Source organism: Pseudomonas sp. B424 (genome assembly GCF_055408345.1).
Genome location: NZ_JBUZTL010000002.1, coordinates 64,639 through 83,149, shown reverse-complemented (window position 1 = coordinate 83,149; position 18,511 = coordinate 64,639). Strand labels below are relative to the sequence as shown.

13 protein-coding genes are annotated in these 18,511 nt (G+C 59.2%); 4 read left to right on the top strand and 9 right to left on the bottom strand.

The genetic code is table 11. The features are described from left to right. The first annotated feature begins 193 nt into the window (after positions 1-193). Together mfd and ACZRMS_RS02710 are read left to right on the top strand one after the other, a co-directional pair. Complete coding sequence (gene mfd / locus ACZRMS_RS02715) at positions 194-3,640, top strand: transcription-repair coupling factor (RefSeq protein ID WP_463994018.1); 3,447 nt, start codon at positions 194-196, stop codon at positions 3,638-3,640. Between the two features lie 24 nt (positions 3,641-3,664). Then, positions 3,665-6,367, top strand: a complete 2,703-nt coding sequence (locus ACZRMS_RS02710; protein WP_463994017.1) for an SNF2-related protein — start codon at positions 3,665-3,667, stop codon at positions 6,365-6,367. A gap of 50 nt (positions 6,368-6,417) precedes the next feature. On the opposite strand, the gene ACZRMS_RS02705 is transcribed toward ACZRMS_RS02710, so the two are convergent. The 3 genes from ACZRMS_RS02705 to ACZRMS_RS02695 form a co-directional block, all read right to left on the bottom strand. Then, the gene (locus ACZRMS_RS02705; RefSeq protein WP_463994016.1) at positions 6,418-7,155 is read right to left on the bottom strand and encodes an S-methyl-5'-thioinosine phosphorylase; all 738 of its coding nucleotides are present in this window, start codon (positions 7,153-7,155) and stop codon (positions 6,418-6,420) included. Between the two features lie 12 nt (positions 7,156-7,167). Continuing rightward, on the bottom strand, positions 7,168-8,166 hold the full coding sequence (nagZ, locus tag ACZRMS_RS02700) for a beta-N-acetylhexosaminidase (RefSeq protein WP_463994334.1): 999 nt from the start codon (positions 8,164-8,166) through the stop codon (positions 7,168-7,170). Between the two features lie 181 nt (positions 8,167-8,347). Beyond that, positions 8,348-9,058, bottom strand: a complete 711-nt coding sequence (locus tag ACZRMS_RS02695) for a TetR/AcrR family transcriptional regulator (RefSeq protein WP_463994015.1) — start codon at positions 9,056-9,058, stop codon at positions 8,348-8,350. A gap of 259 nt (positions 9,059-9,317) precedes the next feature. On the opposite strand from ACZRMS_RS02695, the gene lexA reads away from it, so the two are divergent. Both lexA and sulA read left to right on the top strand, forming a co-directional pair. Continuing rightward, on the top strand, positions 9,318-9,926 hold the full coding sequence (gene lexA / locus ACZRMS_RS02690; protein WP_048358706.1) for a transcriptional repressor LexA: 609 nt from the start codon (positions 9,318-9,320) through the stop codon (positions 9,924-9,926). Positions 9,927-9,936: 10 nt separating this feature from the next. After that, positions 9,937-10,410, top strand: coding sequence for an SOS-induced cell division inhibitor SulA (sulA, locus tag ACZRMS_RS02685; RefSeq protein ID WP_463994014.1), 474 nt, complete (start codon positions 9,937-9,939; stop codon positions 10,408-10,410). Between the two features lie 69 nt (positions 10,411-10,479). Here the strand turns inward: sulA and ACZRMS_RS02680 are convergent, their stop codons facing one another. The 6 genes from ACZRMS_RS02680 to fadB all read right to left on the bottom strand — a co-directional run bounded on the left by ACZRMS_RS02680 (position 10,480) and on the right by fadB (position 18,133). Continuing rightward, complete coding sequence (locus tag ACZRMS_RS02680) at positions 10,480-10,713, bottom strand: hypothetical protein (RefSeq protein WP_003446620.1); 234 nt, start codon at positions 10,711-10,713, stop codon at positions 10,480-10,482. Positions 10,714-10,921: 208 nt separating this feature from the next. Further along, positions 10,922-11,443 (bottom strand): DUF6586 family protein, encoded by a 522-nt coding sequence (locus ACZRMS_RS02675; RefSeq protein ID WP_463994013.1) that lies wholly within the window; start codon positions 11,441-11,443, stop codon positions 10,922-10,924. A gap of 274 nt (positions 11,444-11,717) precedes the next feature. Then, positions 11,718-14,345, bottom strand: coding sequence for a type I DNA topoisomerase (gene topA, locus ACZRMS_RS02670; protein WP_463994012.1), 2,628 nt, complete (start codon positions 14,343-14,345; stop codon positions 11,718-11,720). Positions 14,346-14,459: 114 nt separating this feature from the next. Then, complete coding sequence (locus ACZRMS_RS02665) at positions 14,460-14,696, bottom strand: DUF1653 domain-containing protein (protein WP_463994011.1); 237 nt, start codon at positions 14,694-14,696, stop codon at positions 14,460-14,462. Positions 14,697-14,782: 86 nt separating this feature from the next. Beyond that, positions 14,783-15,958: an acetyl-CoA C-acyltransferase FadA gene (gene fadA, locus ACZRMS_RS02660; RefSeq protein ID WP_463994010.1), complete on the bottom strand. Its 1,176-nt coding sequence runs from the start codon at positions 15,956-15,958 to the stop codon at positions 14,783-14,785. Between the two features lie 27 nt (positions 15,959-15,985). Then, the gene (fadB, locus tag ACZRMS_RS02655) at positions 15,986-18,133 is read right to left on the bottom strand and encodes a fatty acid oxidation complex subunit alpha FadB (RefSeq protein WP_463994009.1); all 2,148 of its coding nucleotides are present in this window, start codon (positions 18,131-18,133) and stop codon (positions 15,986-15,988) included. Between the last annotated feature and the right edge of the window lie 378 nt (positions 18,134-18,511).

The window sequence follows — 18,511 nt, the reverse complement described above, 5'->3', positions numbered from 1 at the left end:
CAGTAAATATAGGCGAATATTTTTTTAACATCCGCTATTTCAGGGGCCTGCAACCCTTGAGCAGCCCCTCTGGCGCCCCCATGCTGGATTTCATACGCTGAATTCAACACGGCTTAAAGACTGCAACTGACAGCCAGCCCCTTGGCCCGTTACAATTGCCGACTTTGTCGCAACGCTTGGAGCTCAACCTTCCGTGCCCGTCCTGCGTCTACCGAAACTCCCTGCCACGGCAGGTAAACAGCACTGGGGCAACCTGCCCGGTGCCGCCCTGAGCCTCGCGATTGCCGAGGCCGCCAGCGCCGCCAAGCGCTTCACCCTGCTCCTGACCGCCGACAGCCAGAGCGCTGAACGCCTTGAGCAAGAACTGAGGTTCTTTGCGCCCCAGTTGCCGGTGCTGCACTTCCCGGACTGGGAAACCCTGCCCTACGACCTGTTCTCGCCGCACCAGGACATCATTTCCCAGCGTATCGCCAGCCTGTACCGGCTGCCGGAGTTGAGTCATGGCGTTTTGGTAGTGCCCATTACCACCGCCCTACATCGTCTGGCGCCCACCAAGTTTCTGCTCGGCAGCAGCCTGGTGCTGGATATCGGCCAGAAGCTGGATGTGGAGCAGATGCGCACCCGGCTTGAGGCCAGTGGTTATCGCTGCGTCGATACGGTTTATGAGCATGGCGAATTCGCCGTACGTGGCGCGCTGATCGATCTGTTCCCGATGGGCAGCAAACTGCCGTACCGGATCGACCTGTTCGACGACGAAATCGAGACCCTGCGCACCTTCGACCCGGAAAACCAGCGCTCGATCGACAAGGTCGAATCGGTACGCCTGCTGCCGGCTCGCGAGTTTCCGCTGCAAAAAGACGCCGTGACCCGCTTCAAGGCCCGTTTCCGTGAGCGCTTTGATGTCGACTTCCGCCGCTGCCCGATCTTTCAGGACTTGACCAGCGGGATCACACCCGCAGGCATCGAGTACTACCTGCCGCTGTTTTTCGACGAAACCTCGACCCTGTTCGACTACCTGCCGGGGGACACACAAGTGTTCTCGCTGCCAGGCATCGAGCAGGCGGCCGAGAATTTCTGGTCTGACGTGCGCAACCGCTACGAAGAGCGCCGCATCGACCCGTCGCGCCCGTTGCTGCCGCCTGCCGAGCTGTTCCTGCCGGTGGATGACTGCTTCGCCCGCCTGAAAAACTGGCCACGGGTAGTGGTCAGCCAGGACGACGTCGACACCGGCAGCAGCCGCGAACGCTTCCCGGCCCAGCCACTGCCGAACCTGGCGATTGAGGCCAAGGCCAATCAGCCGCTGGCTGCCCTGTCCGGCTTTCTTGAGCAGTTTGATGGTCGCGTGCTGTTTACCGCCGAATCGGCCGGTCGCCGCGAAGTGCTGCTCGAACTGCTCGAACGCCTCAAGCTGCGTCCCAAAACGGTCGACAGCTGGCCCGATTTCGTCGCCAGCAAGCATCGCCTGGCAATCACCATTGCCCCCCTGGATGAAGGCCTGCTGCTGGACGATCCGGCGCTGGCACTGATCGCCGAAAGCCCGTTATTCGGCCAGCGCGTGATGCAGCGTCGGCGCCGCGAAAAACGCACCGATGCCAACAACGATGCGGTCATCAAGAACCTCACCGAACTGCGCGAAGGCGCGCCCGTGGTCCACATTGACCACGGTGTGGGCCGCTATCAAGGGCTGGCGACGCTGGAAGTCGACAACCAGGTAGCCGAGTTCCTGACCCTGGAGTACGCCGAGGGCGCCAAGCTCTACGTGCCCGTGGCCAACCTGCACCTGATCGCCCGCTACACCGGCAGCGACGACGAACTGGCGCCGCTGCATCGCCTGGGCTCGGAAACCTGGCAAAAAGCCAAGCGCAAAGCTGCCGAACAAGTGCGTGACGTGGCGGCAGAACTGCTCGACATTTATGCCCGTCGCGCCGCCCGCGAAGGCTATGCCTTCGCCGACCCGAAGGCGGATTACGCCACCTTCAGTGCCGGTTTCCCGTTTGAAGAAACCCCGGACCAGCAAACCACCATCGAAGCCGTGCGCGCCGACATGTTGTCGCCCAAGCCGATGGACCGACTGGTGTGCGGCGACGTGGGCTTCGGCAAAACCGAAGTGGCCATGCGTGCTGCATTCATTGCCGTGCATGGCGGTCGCCAGGTGGCCATTCTGGTACCCACCACCCTGCTCGCCCAGCAGCACTACAACAGCTTCCGCGACCGCTTTGCCGACTGGCCGGTAACCGTTGAGGTGATGAGCCGCTTCAAGTCTGCCAAAGAGATCAATGCCGCCGTGGCCGACCTGGCCGAAGGCAAGATCGACATCGTGATCGGTACCCACAAGCTGCTGCAAGACGACGTCAAGATCAAGAATCTGGGCCTGGTGATCATCGACGAAGAACACCGCTTCGGGGTTCGCCAGAAAGAACAGCTCAAGGCGCTGCGCAGCGAGGTCGACATTCTGACCCTTACCGCAACGCCGATCCCGCGCACACTGAACATGGCCGTGTCGGGCATGCGCGACCTGTCGATCATCGCCACGCCGCCGGCGCGCCGGTTGTCGGTGCGCACCTTTGTCATGGAACAGAACAAAAGCACGGTCAAAGAGGCCCTGCTACGTGAATTGCTGCGCGGCGGGCAGGTTTACTACCTGCACAACGACGTCAAGACCATCGAGAAATGCGCTGCCGAACTGGCCGAACTGGTACCGGAAGCACGGATCGGCATCGGCCACGGCCAGATGCGCGAACGCGAACTCGAACAGGTGATGAGCGACTTCTATCACAAGCGCTTCAACGTGCTGATCGCCTCGACCATCATCGAGACCGGCATTGACGTGCCGAGCGCCAACACCATCATCATCGAGCGCGCCGACAAGTTTGGTCTGGCCCAGCTGCACCAGTTGCGCGGCCGCGTCGGGCGCAGTCACCACCAGGCCTACGCCTACCTGCTGACGCCCCCGCGCCAGCAAATCACCGGGGACGCGCAAAAACGCCTGGAAGCCATCGCCAACACCCAGGACCTGGGCGCCGGTTTTGTACTGGCCACCAACGACCTGGAAATCCGTGGCGCGGGCGAGTTGCTGGGTGATGGCCAAAGCGGCCAGATCCAGGCAGTCGGTTTTACCCTGTACATGGAGATGCTCGAACGCGCGGTCAAGTCGATCCGCAAGGGCGAGCAGCCCAACCTCGACCAGCCGCTGGGCGGCGGGCCGGAAATCAACCTGCGCGTGCCGGCACTGATTCCCGAGGCCTACCTGCCCGATGTGCACACCCGGCTGATCCTCTACAAACGCATTGCCTCGGCCGCCGATGAAGAAGGCCTCAAGGATCTGCAGGTCGAGATGATCGACCGCTTTGGCCTGCTCCCTGAGCCAACCAAGAATCTGGTGCGCATTACCCTGCTCAAATTGCAGGCCGAGCAACTGGGGATCAAAAAGGTCGATGCCGGCCCACAAGGCGGGCGGATCGAGTTCGCGGCCGATACCCCGGTTGATCCGATGGTGCTGATCAAGTTGATTCAGGGCCAGCCCAACCGCTACAAATTCGAAGGGGCGACCCTGTTCAAGTTCATGGTGCCCATGGAGCGCCCGGAAGAACGCTTCAATACCATTGAGGCGCTGTTTGAGCGTCTGACGCCGAAGTCTTGAGGATGACCATGAAATGAAATCCCCATGCCTGTGAGCCTGACCCCACAACTGACCAAGCCCCTTGCGCCAACGTGGGTCAGTCGATTTAAAGAGCAAAGCCTTGAGCGTGGCCGCCGCTACGCCAAGGAAAACCGCGTCAGACTCGTCCAGATCGGCGATAGCATGATCACCGCCAGCTGCCAGGGCTCAGGCGAGAACACTTACCGCCAGACCATTCACCTGCGCGAGTCCGCCAAAGGCACCCTGCTTCTGGTGGACGCGACCTGTACCTGCCCGGTGCGCACCAACTGCAAACACACTGCTGCCGTCTTGCTGAAGATTGAAGAAACCTTGAACTACCCTGCCGCTGCCCAGGACGCCGAGCTTCTGGAAAAACTCCAGGCCGTGCTCGACTCACGCCGCCCCGCCAACCTGCCCGAGCAGCTGGTCGAAGATATACCACCGGTGCCGCGCCTGTGGCTGGCCAGTGCCGAGTTCAGCGCCTTCGAACCGCGCAACGGCAAGATGCAACGCTATATCCAGCACCGCGCCGCCTTGTCGTTCAACTACCTGGGCCAGTACGTCAGCGGGCAAAAGAACGCCGATATCCTGCTGCGTCAGGAGCACCAGACACTGCGGATCAAACGCCAGCCGGAGGTTGAAAACCTCTACCGCGAACAACTGCGCAGCCTGGGGTTCAAGATAGCCACCCGCCAGAGCAAGGCCCTGCCCGAAAGTGCCGGCGAGCTGTTTGAACTGGTCAATGACAGTGCCTGGCTCAACTTCACGCTAAATCAGATGTCAGGCCTGCGTGAAAAGGGCTGGGAGCTGCAGATCGATGAAGGTTTCGGCTTTGACCTGACCCCGGTTGAAGACTGGTACGCCACTGTCGATGAAGCCCCGGAACGCGACTGGTTCGACCTTGAGCTGGGAATTATCGTCAACGGCCAGCACCTGAGCCTGTTGCCCATACTGCTGAACCTGATGCGTTCCCACAGCGACATGCTCAACCCGGAAAAACTCGCCCGCCGCCGCGATGACGAACTGATCCTGGTGAACATCCCGGCCACGGCCAACAGCGGCCAGGGCCCACTACAAGTGGCCCTGCCTTACGGCCGACTGAAACCGGTGCTCGCCACCCTGGACGAGTTTTACCTGGGTGAGCCCGACGCCACCACACTGCGGATCAAAAGCGCCGACGCACCACGCCTTAACGCACTGGATGCCCTGCCCTTGCGCTGGGAAGGTGGCGAGCACATCCGCGGCTTCGCCCAGCGGCTGCGTGACATCAAGGACTTCAGCATCCAGCCCCCCGAAGGGCTCAACGCCAACCTGCGGCCCTACCAGCTCGAAGGGCTGAGCTGGATGCAGTCCCTGCGCCAGCTTGAAGTCGGCGGGATTCTTGCCGACGACATGGGCCTGGGTAAAACCCTGCAAACCCTGGCGCATATCCTGTGCGAAAAAAATGCCGGGCGCCTCGATCGACCGGCCATGGTGGTCATGCCCACCAGCCTGATCCCCAACTGGCTCGACGAGGCGGCCCACTTTACCCCGCAACTCAAAGTGCTGGCCCTGTATGGCGCCACCCGCAAAAAGCACTTTGAACATATCAACGACTATGACGTGATCCTGACCACCTACGCCCTGCTGCCCAAGGACATCGATCACCTGGCCAAAATCCCCCTGCACATGCTGGTGCTGGACGAAGCGCAGTACATCAAGAACCCCAACAGCAAGGCCACCCAGGCGGCCTGCGAGCTGGTTGCTCGCCAACGCCTGTGCCTGAGCGGCACCCCGCTGGAAAATCACCTGGGCGAGCTGTGGTCATTGTTCCACTTCCTGCTTCCGGGCTGGCTGGGCGACGTCAAAGCCTTCAACCGCGACTACCGGGTGCCCATCGAACGCCAGGGCAGCGACGAACGCCTGCAGCACCTCAACGCACGGATCAAACCGTTTTTACTGCGCCGTACCAAAGAGCAAGTCGCTACCGAATTGCCGCCCAAGACCGAGATCATCCATTGGGTCGACCTCAACGAGGCGCAGCGCGACGTGTACGAAACCATGCGTCTGGCGATGGACAGGAAAGTACGCGACGAAATCACCCGCAAAGGTGTCGGGCGCAGCCAGATCATCATCCTCGAAGCCCTGCTCAAGCTGCGTCAGGTGTGTTGCGACCTGCGACTGGTCAGCGACACCCCGCCCAAAAAAGGCAGCACCTCGGGCAAGCTCGACAGCTTGATGCTGATGCTCGATGAGCTTTTTGCCGAAGGTCGGCGCATTTTGCTGTTTTCGCAGTTCACCTCGATGCTCGGGCTGATCGAAATCGAACTGAAAAAACGCAAGGTGCGCTATGCCATCCTGACCGGGCAAACCCGCGACCGCCGCACGCCGGTCAAGGATTTCCAGAGCGGGACGCTGCAAATCTTCCTGATCAGCCTCAAGGCGGGCGGCGTTGGTTTGAACCTGACCGAAGCCGACACCGTGATTCACTACGATCCATGGTGGAACCCGGCAGCCGAAAACCAGGCCACCGACCGCGCCTACCGCATTGGCCAGGAAAAACCGGTGTTTGTGTACAAGATGATTGCCCGCGGCACCGTGGAAGAGAAAATCCAGCACTTGCAGCAGGAAAAATCGGATTTAGCGGCGGGGATTCTGGATGGCCGAATAGCCGGAGACTGGAAACTGCAGGACGACGACATCGACGCCCTGTTTGCGCCGCTGCCGCCCAAGACCGAAAAGCGCTGAAGGTTACACAACACTCGTGTGGGAGCTGGCTCCCACAGACTCTCTGAAAATCAGCCCGCCAGCACCCGGGCCAAAGTCGCCTTTACCTTGCCCATGCCGTCATGCAGCGCCTGCTCGATTTCAGCCATGGTAATGATGGCACTCGACTTGCCCGCAGCCGGGTTGACCACCAGCGCCAGGCACGCGTAATCCAGCTCCAGCTCACGGGCCAGCGCCGCCTCCGGCATACCGGTCATGCCCACGATGTCGCACCCGTCGCGCTCAAGGCGGGCGATTTCAGCCACCGTCTCAAGACGCGGGCCTTGAGTTGCCGCATACACGCCGTGGCTGCTGTAGGAGCAACCCTCTGCCGCCAGTGCGCCGATCAACTGCTCACGCAACGACTCGGTGTAGGGATAGCTGAAGTCAATGTGGGTCACATGCTCCAGATCACCGGCGAAAAAGGTGTGTTCACGACCACTGGTGTAGTCGATCAGTTGATGCGGCACACAGAAATGCCCCGTGCCCATTGCCATATGAATCCCGCCAACAGCATTGACCGCCAGGATCGCCTCGGCCCCGGCCTGCTTCAATGCCCACAGGTTGGCGCGGTAGTTGACCTGATGCGGCGGCACACGGTGCGGGTGGCCATGACGCGCCAGAAACAACACTTCGCGCCCGCCAAACTCACCGATCTGGATATCTGCCGAAGTCGGGCCGTAAGGCGTATCCAGGGCCAGCGAACGGCTGATGGTCAACCCTTCAAGCTGAGTCAGGCCCGTACCACCAATAATTGCGTAAACCGTCATTGAGTCCTGCCCTTAATCAATTAGTTGAGCGTCTTTGAGTGCACCCATCGCCACCAGCCAACGGGGGCTCTGGCGATAGTCGGTGCTGGCCCAGGCCTGACCGCGCATGCGGGCGATCCGTGGCGAAGGCGTAACCTTCAAGCGCTGCGCAGCACTGAGTGCCAGCTCTGCCGCCGCACGGTCGTTGCACACCAGCCCCATGTCGCAACCGGCCGACAGGGCCGCTTCAATGCGACTGGCGGCATCACCCACCACATGCGCACCGGCCATGGACAGGTCATCACTGAAGATCACACCGTCAAATTGCAGTTCGCCGCGCAAGATGTCCTGCAACCAGCGACGGGAAAAACCCGCAGGCTGAATGTCAACTTGCGGGTAAATCACGTGAGCCGGCATCACGGCAGCCAACTGTTTGCTCAGACGGGCAAATGGCACCAGGTCATGGGCTCGGATCTGTTCAAGGCTGCGCTCATCAGTCGGAATGGCAACGTGAGAATCAGCTTCTGCCCACCCGTGTCCCGGGAAATGCTTGCCGGTAGCAGCCATGCCTGCATCGTTCATCCCGCGAATAAAGGCACCGGCCAGTGTGGCTGCACGCTCGGGGTCACCTTCGAACGAGCGGCTGCCCACCACGGCACTGCGCTGGTAATCCAGATCCAGTACCGGGGCAAAGCTCAAGTCCAGCCCCACCGCCAAAACTTCGGTGGCCATGATCCAGCCACACTGCTCGGCCAGGTACTCGGCATTCGGGTTATCGGCAATGGCGCGCATGGCGGGCAGGCGCACAAAACCCTGGCGCAGGCGCTGCACCCGGCCGCCTTCCTGATCGACCGCCAGCAGCAAGTCCGGGCGCAGTGCACGAATCGACGCACTCAACTCACGCACCTGGCGCGGGTGCTCGATATTGCGCGCAAAGATGATCAACCCGCCCACTTCAGGCTGGCGCAGCAATTGCCGATCTTCAGCCGTCAGCCAGGTACCGGCGACGTCCACCATCAAGGAGCCTTGCAAGGCAGAACTCATGGGAAATCCTTTAGAAAGAGAGCGCTCATTACCCGATCCGGATACGCGGGCACAGGCCTGCGCGCCGCACTCCAGAGAGGCAGCGACAAATCGACAGACGGGAACAAGTCAGGGCTGGGCATGGCAGCTAGCTTAGCGGAACTGAGCTGCCACGCCCACCCGCAGCAGGTCAAACCTTGGCAGCAGCAGCCGGTACGGTTTTGGTGCGTGGGCGAAGCTGGGCGCTGGCCATTGCCGGATCACTGACACCGCTTTCAGCGCGCATGCCGGCTGCAAGGAACGGCACCATCAGGCGCATTACCTGCTCGATGGAGGTATTGACGCCAAAATCGGTCTCGGCGATGGCGCGTAATGCCTTGATCCCCGACATGCTGAAGGCCGCCGCGCCAAGCATGAAATGCACACGCCAGAACAGCTCGATGGGCGGGATCTGCGGGGCAGCTTCGTTGACCAGCAACATATAGCGGCGGAACACCTTGCCGTACATGTCTTCGAGGTAACGGCGCAAGTGCCCCTGGCTCTGGCTGAAAGCCAGGCCCAGCAAGCGCATGAAAATCGACAGGTCATTCCCGCTGCGCGGCTGAATCACCAGCGCCTGCTCGACCAGCATTTCCAGCAACTCTTCCAGGCTCGGACGGTTCTCCGGCCTGGCCTGGCGGCGCTCCAGCTCACGATCGAGGTTGGCGCAAAAAGGCCCCAGGAAACGAGAAAAAACCGCCTGGATCAGCGCTTTCTTTGAACCGAAATGGTAATTGACCGCCGCCAGGTTAACCCCGGCTTTACTGGTAATCAGCCGTAATGAGGTTTCGGCAAACCCTTTTTCCGCGAACAGCTGCTCAGCAGCATCAAGGATACGTTCAACGGTTTCCGACTGGGCCATGACTACTCCGCCTGACAAGCATTTAAACACCTGTTTGAAACATACGTTTCAGATTGTAAAAAGTCAAGATGACGTATTCGTTTTACGACCGGTTGGTTTCGCATTTAACCACAGCCTCGGCCGGCAACACCCACCTGATAAAGTACGGGCCTCGCAGCTTATTGACGACCGTCCAGCGGACTGCCGGAAATGGGTGATTGCCAATAAGCCTTCACTGTATATAATCCCAGTCACTGTATAAAAAGACAGAGCGATCAACATGCTAAAACTGACGCCACGCCAAGCAGAGATCCTGGCTTTCATCAAGCGATGCCTGGAAGACAACGGATACCCGCCCACCCGTGCAGAGATCGCACAGGAGCTGGGCTTCAAGTCCCCCAACGCCGCCGAAGAACACCTCAAGGCCCTTGCCCGCAAGGGTGCCATCGAGATGACCCCAGGGGCGTCGCGCGGCATTCGCATCCCCGGCTTCGAGGCCAAATCCGACGAGTCCACGCTGCCCATCATCGGCCGCGTCGCTGCAGGCGCCCCGATCCTGGCGCAGGAGCATGTCGAAGAATCGTGCAACATCAACCCGACCTTCTTCCATCCGCGGGCCGATTACCTGCTGCGGGTACAGGGCATGAGCATGAAGGACGTCGGCATCTTCGATGGCGACCTGCTTGCTGTTCATACCTGTCGCGAAGCCCGTAACGGCCAGATCGTGGTGGCCCGCATCGACGATGAAGTGACGGTAAAACGCTTCAAGCGTGAAGGCAACAAGGTCTGGCTAATCGCCGAGAACCCTGACTTCGCACCGATTGAAGTCAACCTCAAGGATCAGGAACTGGTCATTGAAGGCTTGAGCGTCGGCGTTATTCGCCGCTAAAGGAGGCTTCATGCAGTTCCCACACACACCGCTGCCAGCACAACTCACCCTGTTCGAAGCGTTCATGGCGCAACCCATGACCCCGGCGATCAAAGACGTGCTCGAATCACCCTGGAGCGCCGACCCTGAAGTCTTCAGTGAACTGTCGCTACGCGGTGCTGCCGGAAACTGCCTGAACCTGCTTGCCCCGGTGCTGCGCGAACTGAGCGAGCAACGAAACGCCCGCTGGCTGACACTGATCGCACCGCCTGCGAGCTTGACCCAAAGCTGGTTACGCGACGCCGGGCTGAACCGCGAGCGTATTCTGCTGCTGCAGCCCAACGGCAATAAAAGCGCCTTGCAACTCACCTGCGAAGCGTTGCGCCTGGGGCGCAGCCACACCGTAGTGAGCTGGATCAACCCGCTGAACAGCGCTGCGCGCCAACAGTTGATCAGCGCAGCACGTACCGGGCACGGTCAAAGCTTGAATATTCGTTTGGGCTAAACAACCGATGCCGCCACAGGGCTAGTGCAGAACGCAATAGCCTGACTGTGGCTCGCGCATCAGGGCCGCTTAATGAAGAATGCGCGGTCCATCGTCTTTTTCGAGCTCGCCTTCGGCCAGTCGACCCGCCATCTGTACACCAACGCTGAGCATGGCTTTTGCCACCTCTACGTGCTGCCCCTGAAGAAACGCCTTGGCATCTTCAGAAAAGTTCAGCGTTACCAAAGACCCTTCGTCCTCAGCACGGCGCAACTCGATGCGGCCGTCTGGCAACTCGACAATTTCTAGAAAGGACGTTGGCATATAAATTTGTTCTCCACGAAAGCGCGGGAGTATATCAGCCATCCCGTGGAATATTCCCGGGATCTGTAGCGCTTTCCATTACAGACTGATGAATGACTGTACCGTTTCGGTTTCGACCCCGAGGGTCTGTTGACGCTGCATTGCGCCCCTGCGGGTCGCGTTTCGAATTTAGCCAGCGACGCGGCTCGCAATGAAACGTCAACAGACCCTAGCACTCATTGAGTCCGTCACGGAAACGAATGGCCAGGCCTTTGAGGTTCTGACGCCACTCTTCCATTGTTTCGCGGCTCAACTCCAGGGGCGCCTCGTCTTCGAGGTTGACCGCAATGATCAATGGCTGGAACACATCCGCCTTGACCTTCTTTGGCGCCTGAAGCGGCTGATACAGCGCGGCATGGGTTGCTACCAGCTGCGCCAGCCAGGTTTGCGGGGCCTGCGCCAGCTCAACCAGCTCTGCCAGTTCAGGGATTGCCTTCTCCTCCAGCACTTGCCGGGTAAGCAGCAACTCGACCCGAGGCGCATTGGCCTGAGGCAGGCGATAAAAGCCGGCTATCTCATGACACAACCCAAGCAACGCACCGTAGAGATGAAACACCGCCGATTCACGCTCAGCCTGAACCAGCGCCTGAGCATTCATGGCCCGACCTTCGCCCGCCTTGTTCATGGCCTCAAGGGCCAGACCCGCGAAATAGATTTTCTGATTGGTACGGGTATAGAGTTCGTGAGCCATACGGGCGCTCCACAGCAAATGAGTGATGGCAGTTTGTGCAGTCTCAGGGATCAGACCGTGCTCCTGCAATCCCTTTGTAGCCGCTGAGGAGAGCAACGAAGCTGCGTCCGAGGATGCAATCCTCGCGAAACCGGAAATCACAGCGCACCTGAAAGACCCCGCTTAATGGTTTGGCGACTGCTGCGCTCCTCAGCGGCTAAAAACAACCACGAAAACAAAAAACCGCGCAAGGCATGCAGCCCTTGCGCGGTTTTTGTTAAGCGGTCAGCTCAAATCAAGCGTCTTTTTCTTTACGCTTGTCTTCAACCTTCCAGCTCTTGCCGTCGTAGAACGCACGCCAGCCCGTTGGCTTGCCCTCGACTTCAGTCTGCACGTACTGCTCTTTGGTTTTGCGACTGTAGCGAATCACTGCCGGACGGCCATCCGGGTCTTTCTTCGGCGCATCACACAGAAAGTGGTACTTGGGATCTATCTCGTCCTTGTGCGGCACAATCTCGATCACCAACGGCGCGCGGGTTTCACGGTTTTTCGGGAACTGGCTGGCCGCCAGGAACAACCCCGAAGCACCGTCACGCAGGATATACGTGTCGTTTACCTTCTCGCACTTGAGCTCCGGCATTTTCACCGGGTCCATTTTCGGCGGCGCCGCTTCACCGCTTTTCAGCAGCTTGCGGGTATTTTTGCACTCAGCATTGGTACAACCGAAGAACTTGCCGAAACGGCCGGTTTTAAGCTGCATCTCGCTGCCGCATTTGTCGCACTCAAGGCTCGGGCCTTCATAGCCCTTGATGCGGTAGTTGCCTTCTTCAATCTCGTAGCCAACGCAGTCCGGGTTGTTACCGCAGATGTGCAGCTTGTGCTTCTCATCCAGCAGGTAAGCATCCATCGCAGTGCTGCAAATCGGGCAGCGGTGCTTGCCCAGCAACACCAGGGATTCGGATTCGCCTTCGTCGTCCGCAGCGATTTCGTCGCCCGGCACCAAATTGACCGTGGCCTTGCAACGCTCTTTCGGCGGCAGGCTGTAACCAGAGCAGCCCAGGAACACGCCGGTCGAAGCCGTACGAATCTGCATCGGACGACCGCATTCCTTACACGGAATATCGGTCATCACAGGCTGGTTGGCACGCATCCCGCCATCCGGCGCAGCCGCTACTTCAAGCTTCTTCTTGAAGTCGCCGTAGAACTCGTCCAGCACGTTCTTCCAGTCGCGCTCACCGTGAGCCACGTCATCGAGATTCTCTTCCATACCGGCCGTAAAGCCGTAGTCCATCAGGTCAGAGAAGCTCTCGGACAAGCGCTCGGTAACGATGTCGCCCATTTTTTCGGAGTAGAAGCGGCGGTTATGCAACGCCACATAACCACGATCCTGAATGGTCCCGATAATCGCAGCGTAGGTCGATGGACGACCGATACCGCGTTTTTCCATCTCTTTTACCAGGCTCGCTTCGGAGTATCGCGCAGGCGGCTTGGTGAAGTGCTGGCTCGGATCGAGCTCGATCAACTTCAGTACGTCGCCCTGGACCATGTCCGGCAGCACATCGTCGTCGCCCGGCTTGGCAATTTGCGGCATTACGCGGGTGTAACCGTCGAACTTCAGGATGCGGCCCTTGGCGCGCAGCTCGAAGTCACCAGCGGCAACACTGACCGTGGTCGACAGGTATTTGGCCGGCAGCATCTGGCACGCCACGAATTGACGCCAGATCAGCTCGTAAAGGCGCTCAGCGTCGCGCTCCATGCCCGTAAGCTTGCTCGGGTGCATGTTTACGTCAGAAGGACGAATCGCTTCGTGAGCCTCCTGAGCGCCTTCCTTGCTGCTGTACACGTTAGGTGCCGGCGGCAGGTAAGACGCGCCGAACTCGCCTTCAATGTAGGTACGCGCCATCTCGACCGCATCGGCCGAAAGGTTGGTGGAGTCGGTACGCATGTACGTGATGTAGCCCGCTTCATACAAACGCTGAGCCATCATCATGGTTTTCTTCACCCCGTAGCCCAGGCGATTGCTCGCGGCCTGTTGCAGGGTAGAAGTAATAAACGGTGCCGACGGCTTGCTGCTGGTCGGTTTGTCTTCACGCTTGACGATGCTGTAACTAGAAGCCTTGAGCTTCTCAAGCGCAGCCATGGCCTGGGTTTCGTTCAGCGGCTTGAAGGCCTCGCCTTTTTCACGGGCAACGTCGAAACGCACCTTGGCCCCTTTGGCAGTGCCAAGGTCCGCGTGAATTTCCCAGTATTCTTCAGGGTTGAACGCACGAATTTCACGCTCACGCTCAACCACCAGCTTCACCGCTACCGACTGCACACGGCCAGCCGACAGACCACGGGCAACCTTGGCCCACAGCAGCGGTGAAACCATGTAACCCACTACGCGATCGAGAAAGCGGCGGGCCTGCTGGGCGTTAACTCGGTTGATATCCAGTTCGCCCGGCTTGGAGAAGGCTTCCTGGATCGCCTTTTTGGTGATTTCGTTGAACACCACGCGCTTGTAGCGGCTGTCATCGCCACCGATGGCTTCGCGCAGGTGCCAGGCAATGGCTTCCCCCTCGCGATCCAAGTCGGTTGCGAGATAGATGGTGTCAGCATCCTTGGCGAGCCGGCGCAGCTCTTCGATGACCTTTTCCTTGCCGGGCAGGATCTCGTACTTGGCTTTCCAGCCATGTTCGGGGTCCACACCCATGCGCGAGATCAGCTGCTTCTGAGCCTTCTCTTTTGGCGACAGGGCCGGCGCTTCGCCCGCCGCAGCCTTGCCACGCTTGGCAGCCGGTTCTTTGCTGGCGCTAGCCGAACCGCTGGTGGGCAGGTCTCGGATATGGCCGATACTCGACTTCACCACGTACTCGTTACCCAAGTACTTGTTGATGGTCTTGGCCTTAGCCGGGGATTCCACAATGACCAGCGATTTGCCCATGGATCAGAAAATTCCTGAATTCTAGAAGTGAAAGGCGGTTCGCGCCTGACGCGGCACCGCTATATATAGTGGCTACAAGGTGAGGTCAAGCACAGGGTTCTGCGCGACCTTGCCTTATGGCCGGGAAAAAAGGCTGGGTTCGGCCTGGATCAGGGCAAAGCGCGGGACCTGTTCGCCCTCGACGATGACTGACTCCAGGAACATGCTCAGCGGGCGCACCCAAAAGCCGTAATCGCCATACAGGGCTTGATAAAACACTACGTCTTCTTCGGTTTCAGAGTGGCGAGCCACACTGAATACCCGATATTGCGGACCTTTGTAGTGTTGATAGAGCCCAGGTTGTAGCGGCATGTTGCGGCCCCTCTGCAAATAAAAAAATAAACCCGCTTAAAAACAAAAACCGGGGCACAAGGCCCCGGCTTCCATCAACGCAACGCTTAGACGCGTTCGAAGACGGTGGCAATGCCCTGGCCAAGACCAATGCACATGGTGGACAACCCGAAAGTGCCGCCATTTTGCTTCATTACATTGAGCAAAGTGCCGGAAATACGCGCACCCGAACAACCAAATGGGTGACCCAGTGCGATGGCACCGCCGTGCAGGTTAACCTTCTCATTCATCTTGTCGAGCACTTTCAGATCTTTCAGCACTGGCAGGGCCTGTGCAGCGAAAGCTTCGTTGAGCTCGATGAAGTCGATATCGGCCATATTCAAGCCTGCACGCTTCAACGCTTTTTGCGTAGCCGGTACTGGACCATAGCCCATGATCGCAGGGTCCACACCGGCAACTGCCATAGAGCGGATCACTGCCAGAGGCTGAATACCCAGCTCCTGGGCACGCTGGGCCGACATCACGATCATGCACGAAGCACCATCGGTGATTTGCGACGAAGTGCCCGCGGTCACGGTACCGCCTTTAGGGTTGAACGCAGGTTTCAACGCCGCCAGGCTTTCCAGGGTGGTATCTGGACGAATAGTTTCATCGTAGTCGAAAACTTTCAGGAAGCCGTTTTCGTCGTAACCCTGCATCGGGATGATTTCGTCCTTGAACTTGCCTTCTACCGTCGCCTTGTGGGCGAGCTGGTGAGAACGCACTGCAAAGGCATCCTGCTGCTCACGGGTGATGCCGTGCATCTTGCCCAGCATTTCAGCGGTCAGGCCCATCATGCCCGAGGCTTTTGCCGCGTACAGCGACATGTGCGGGTTAGGGTCAACGCCGTGCATCATGCTCACGTGGCCCATATGCTCGACGCCGCCTACCACGAATACGTCACCGTTGCCGGTCATGATCGCTTGTGCAGCGGTGTGCAGGGCGCTCATGGACGAACCGCACAGGCGGCTCACGGTCTGTGCAGCAGACGTGTGCGGGATCTGGGTCATCAGCGACGCCATGCGCGCGATGTTCCAGCCCTGCTCCAGGGTCTGGTTTACACAGCCCCAGATCACATCTTCCACTTCGCTCGGGTCAACCTTGACGTTGCGTTCCAGCACTTTGCTGATCAGATACGCAGACATGTCTTCAGCACGGGTGTTGCGGTGCATGCCACCCTTGGAGCGGCCCATCGGGGTGCGACCGAAGTCTACAATCACCACGTCTCTAGGATTCAAGCTCATAATTTCACTCTCACTCTAATGGGGCGCTTAACCGAAGAAGCTCTGGCCGTTTTTGGCCATTTCACGCAGCTTCGCAGTCGGGTGGTACAGCGCGCCCAGTTCAGCGTACTGATCAGCCAGGGCCACGAACTCTGCAACACCGATCGAGTCGATGTAGCGCAGAGCGCCGCCACGGAACAGCGGGAAGCCAATACCGTAGACCAGACCCATATCGGCCTCGGCTGCGGTTTCAACGATGCCGTCTTCCAGGCAACGCACGGTTTCCAGACACAGCGGGATCATCATCCAGTTGATGATGTCTTCGTCGGTCACGTCGCGCTGCTCGTAAACGATCGGTTTGAGGACTTCAAGCACGCTCGAATCAACGACTTTCTTCTGCTTGCCGCGCTTGTCCGCCTCGTAGGCGTAGAAGCCCTTGCCGTTCTTCTGGCCCAGGCGCTTGGCCTCGTACAGGGCGTCGATCGCCGAACGACGATCGTCTTTCATACGATCAGGGAAGCCTTCAGCCATCACGTCACGACCATGGTGGCCGGTGTCGATGCCGACCACGTCCATCAGGTATGCCGGGCCCATCGGCCAGCCGAATTTTTCCATCACTTTGTCGATGCGTACGAAGTCGACACCGGCGCTGACCAGTCTGGCGAAACCGCCGAAGTACGGGAACAGCACGCGGTTGACCAGGAAGCCCGGGCAGTCGTTGACCACGATCGGGTTTTTGCCCATTTTCTTGGCGTAGGCAACGGTGGTTGCAACGGCCAGGTCGCTGGACTTCTCGCCGCGAATCACTTCAACCAGCGGCATCATGTGCACCGGGTTGAAGAAGTGCATGCCGACAAAGTTTTCCGGACGCTTGAGGGCCTTGGCCAACAGGCTGATGGAAATGGTCGAAGTGTTGGAGGCCAGAATGGCGTCTTCGCGAACGTGATTTTCCACTTCCGCCAGTACGGCCTGCTTGACCTTCGGGTTCTCGACCACAGCTTCGACCACCAGGTCGACGTTGCCGAAATCGCCGTACGACAAGGTAGGACGAATGCCGTTAAGCACTTCGGCCATTTTTGCCGGGGTCATGCGACCTTTATCAACGCGACCGACCAGCAGCTTGGCGGCTTCTGCCAGACCCTGCTCGATGCCGTGTTCGTTGATGTCTTTCATCAGGATCGGCGTACCTTTGGAGGCCGACTGATAGGCGATACCGCCACCCATGATGCCTGCGCCGAGCACGGCAGCCTGCTTCACGTCTTTGGCGATCTTGTCGTAGATCTTGGCTTTTTTCTTCAGTTCCTGATCGTTCAGGAACAAGCCGATCAGGCATTGCGAAGCTGAGGTCTTGGCCAGTTTGGCGAAACCTGCGGCTTCCACTTCCAGCGCCTTGTCACGACCGAAGTTCGCGGCTTTCTGGATGGTCTTGATCGCTTCAACCGGGGCCGGGTAGTTCGGGCCCGCCTGGCCGGCAACGAAACCTTTGGCGGTTTCGAAAGCCATCATCTGCTCAATGGCGTTGAGCTTGAGCTTTTCGAGCTTGGGCTGGCGCTTGGCCTTGTAGTCCAGCTCGCCGCTGATGGCGCGCTTGATCATGTCCAGCGCAGCAGCGCCCAGCTTGTCGGCCGTAACCACAGCATCGACGGCGCTGACTTTCAGAGCGTCTTCAGCGCGGTTTTCTTTGCCGGAGGCAATCCACTCGACAGCGTTATCAACGCCGATCAGGCGCGGCAAGCGCACGGTGCCGCCAAAGCCCGGGTAGATGCCCAGCTTGACTTCCGGCAGACCGATTTTGGCGCTGTCGGCCATGACGCGGAAGTCAGCTGCCAGGCACATTTCCAGGCCGCCACCCAACGCGATGCCATTGATGGCCGCGACGGTTGGTACGTTGAGGTCTTCGAAATCGCTGAAGATCTTGTTGGCTTCGAGGTTGCCCGCGATCAGCTCGGCGTCCGGCAACTTGAAGTTTTCGACGAATTCGGTGATGTCGGCGCCGACGATAAAGACGTCTTTACCACTGGAAACGATGACACCCTTGACCGAAGCGTCTGCCTTGATCGCATCCACTGCCTGACGCAATTCGTTCAGGGTTAGACGGTTGAACTTGTTGACGGACTCACCCTTGAGGTCGAACTTCAGTTCGACGATGCCACTTTCAAGAGCCGTAACCGTGATGGCTTTACCTTCGTAAATCATCAACTGATCTCCAGGATATGGAAGCTGAACAGTACACGTCGGACGCTAGCGTCTGGCTGGCAATGACGATTCCGTCAATGCTAACGCCAATCCACCAGGCACACCCGCCAACGCGATAATCGGGGTTATGGGAGCGTTGCCTACGCGGCAAACACTCAATTCATACGCCCGTTTGATTTGGGTGTCACACCTTCAGGGAAAAGCGATCGCTTGTCAATTGTCCAAAACAATGATGACAAAACGACCCGTCAGTCAGTTCAAACACTCACTTCACTTGTGGCAGCGAGCCTGCTCGCGACGGCATCACCCCGGTGCCGCTCATGGACCGCAGCGTCCGCATCGCGAGCAGGCTCGCCCCCGCAGGTTTTGTAGTGATCT

Excerpts from the sequence above, each read along its gene's own strand:
- ACZRMS_RS02675 (WP_463994013.1), bottom strand. The coding sequence starts at position 11,443 with ATGGCTCACGAACTCTATACCCGTACCAATCAGAAAATCTATTTCGCG.
- ACZRMS_RS02695 (WP_463994015.1), bottom strand. The coding sequence starts at position 9,058 with ATGGCCCAGTCGGAAACCGTTGAACGTATCCTTGATGCTGCTGAGCAG.
- sulA (WP_463994014.1), top strand. The coding sequence starts at position 9,937 with ATGCAGTTCCCACACACACCGCTGCCAGCACAACTCACCCTGTTCGAA.
- topA (WP_463994012.1), bottom strand. The coding sequence starts at position 14,345 with ATGGGCAAATCGCTGGTCATTGTGGAATCCCCGGCTAAGGCCAAGACC.
- ACZRMS_RS02705 (WP_463994016.1), bottom strand. The coding sequence starts at position 7,155 with ATGACGGTTTACGCAATTATTGGTGGTACGGGCCTGACTCAGCTTGAA.
- ACZRMS_RS02710 (WP_463994017.1), top strand. The coding sequence starts at position 3,665 with ATGCCTGTGAGCCTGACCCCACAACTGACCAAGCCCCTTGCGCCAACG.
- ACZRMS_RS02680 (WP_003446620.1), bottom strand. The coding sequence starts at position 10,713 with ATGCCAACGTCCTTTCTAGAAATTGTCGAGTTGCCAGACGGCCGCATC.
- lexA (WP_048358706.1), top strand. The coding sequence starts at position 9,318 with ATGCTAAAACTGACGCCACGCCAAGCAGAGATCCTGGCTTTCATCAAG.
- ACZRMS_RS02665 (WP_463994011.1), bottom strand. The coding sequence starts at position 14,696 with ATGCCGCTACAACCTGGGCTCTATCAACACTACAAAGGTCCGCAATAT.
- fadB (WP_463994009.1), bottom strand. The coding sequence starts at position 18,133 with ATGATTTACGAAGGTAAAGCCATCACGGTTACGGCTCTTGAAAGTGGC.
- fadA (WP_463994010.1), bottom strand. The coding sequence starts at position 15,958 with ATGAGCTTGAATCCTAGAGACGTGGTGATTGTAGACTTCGGTCGCACC.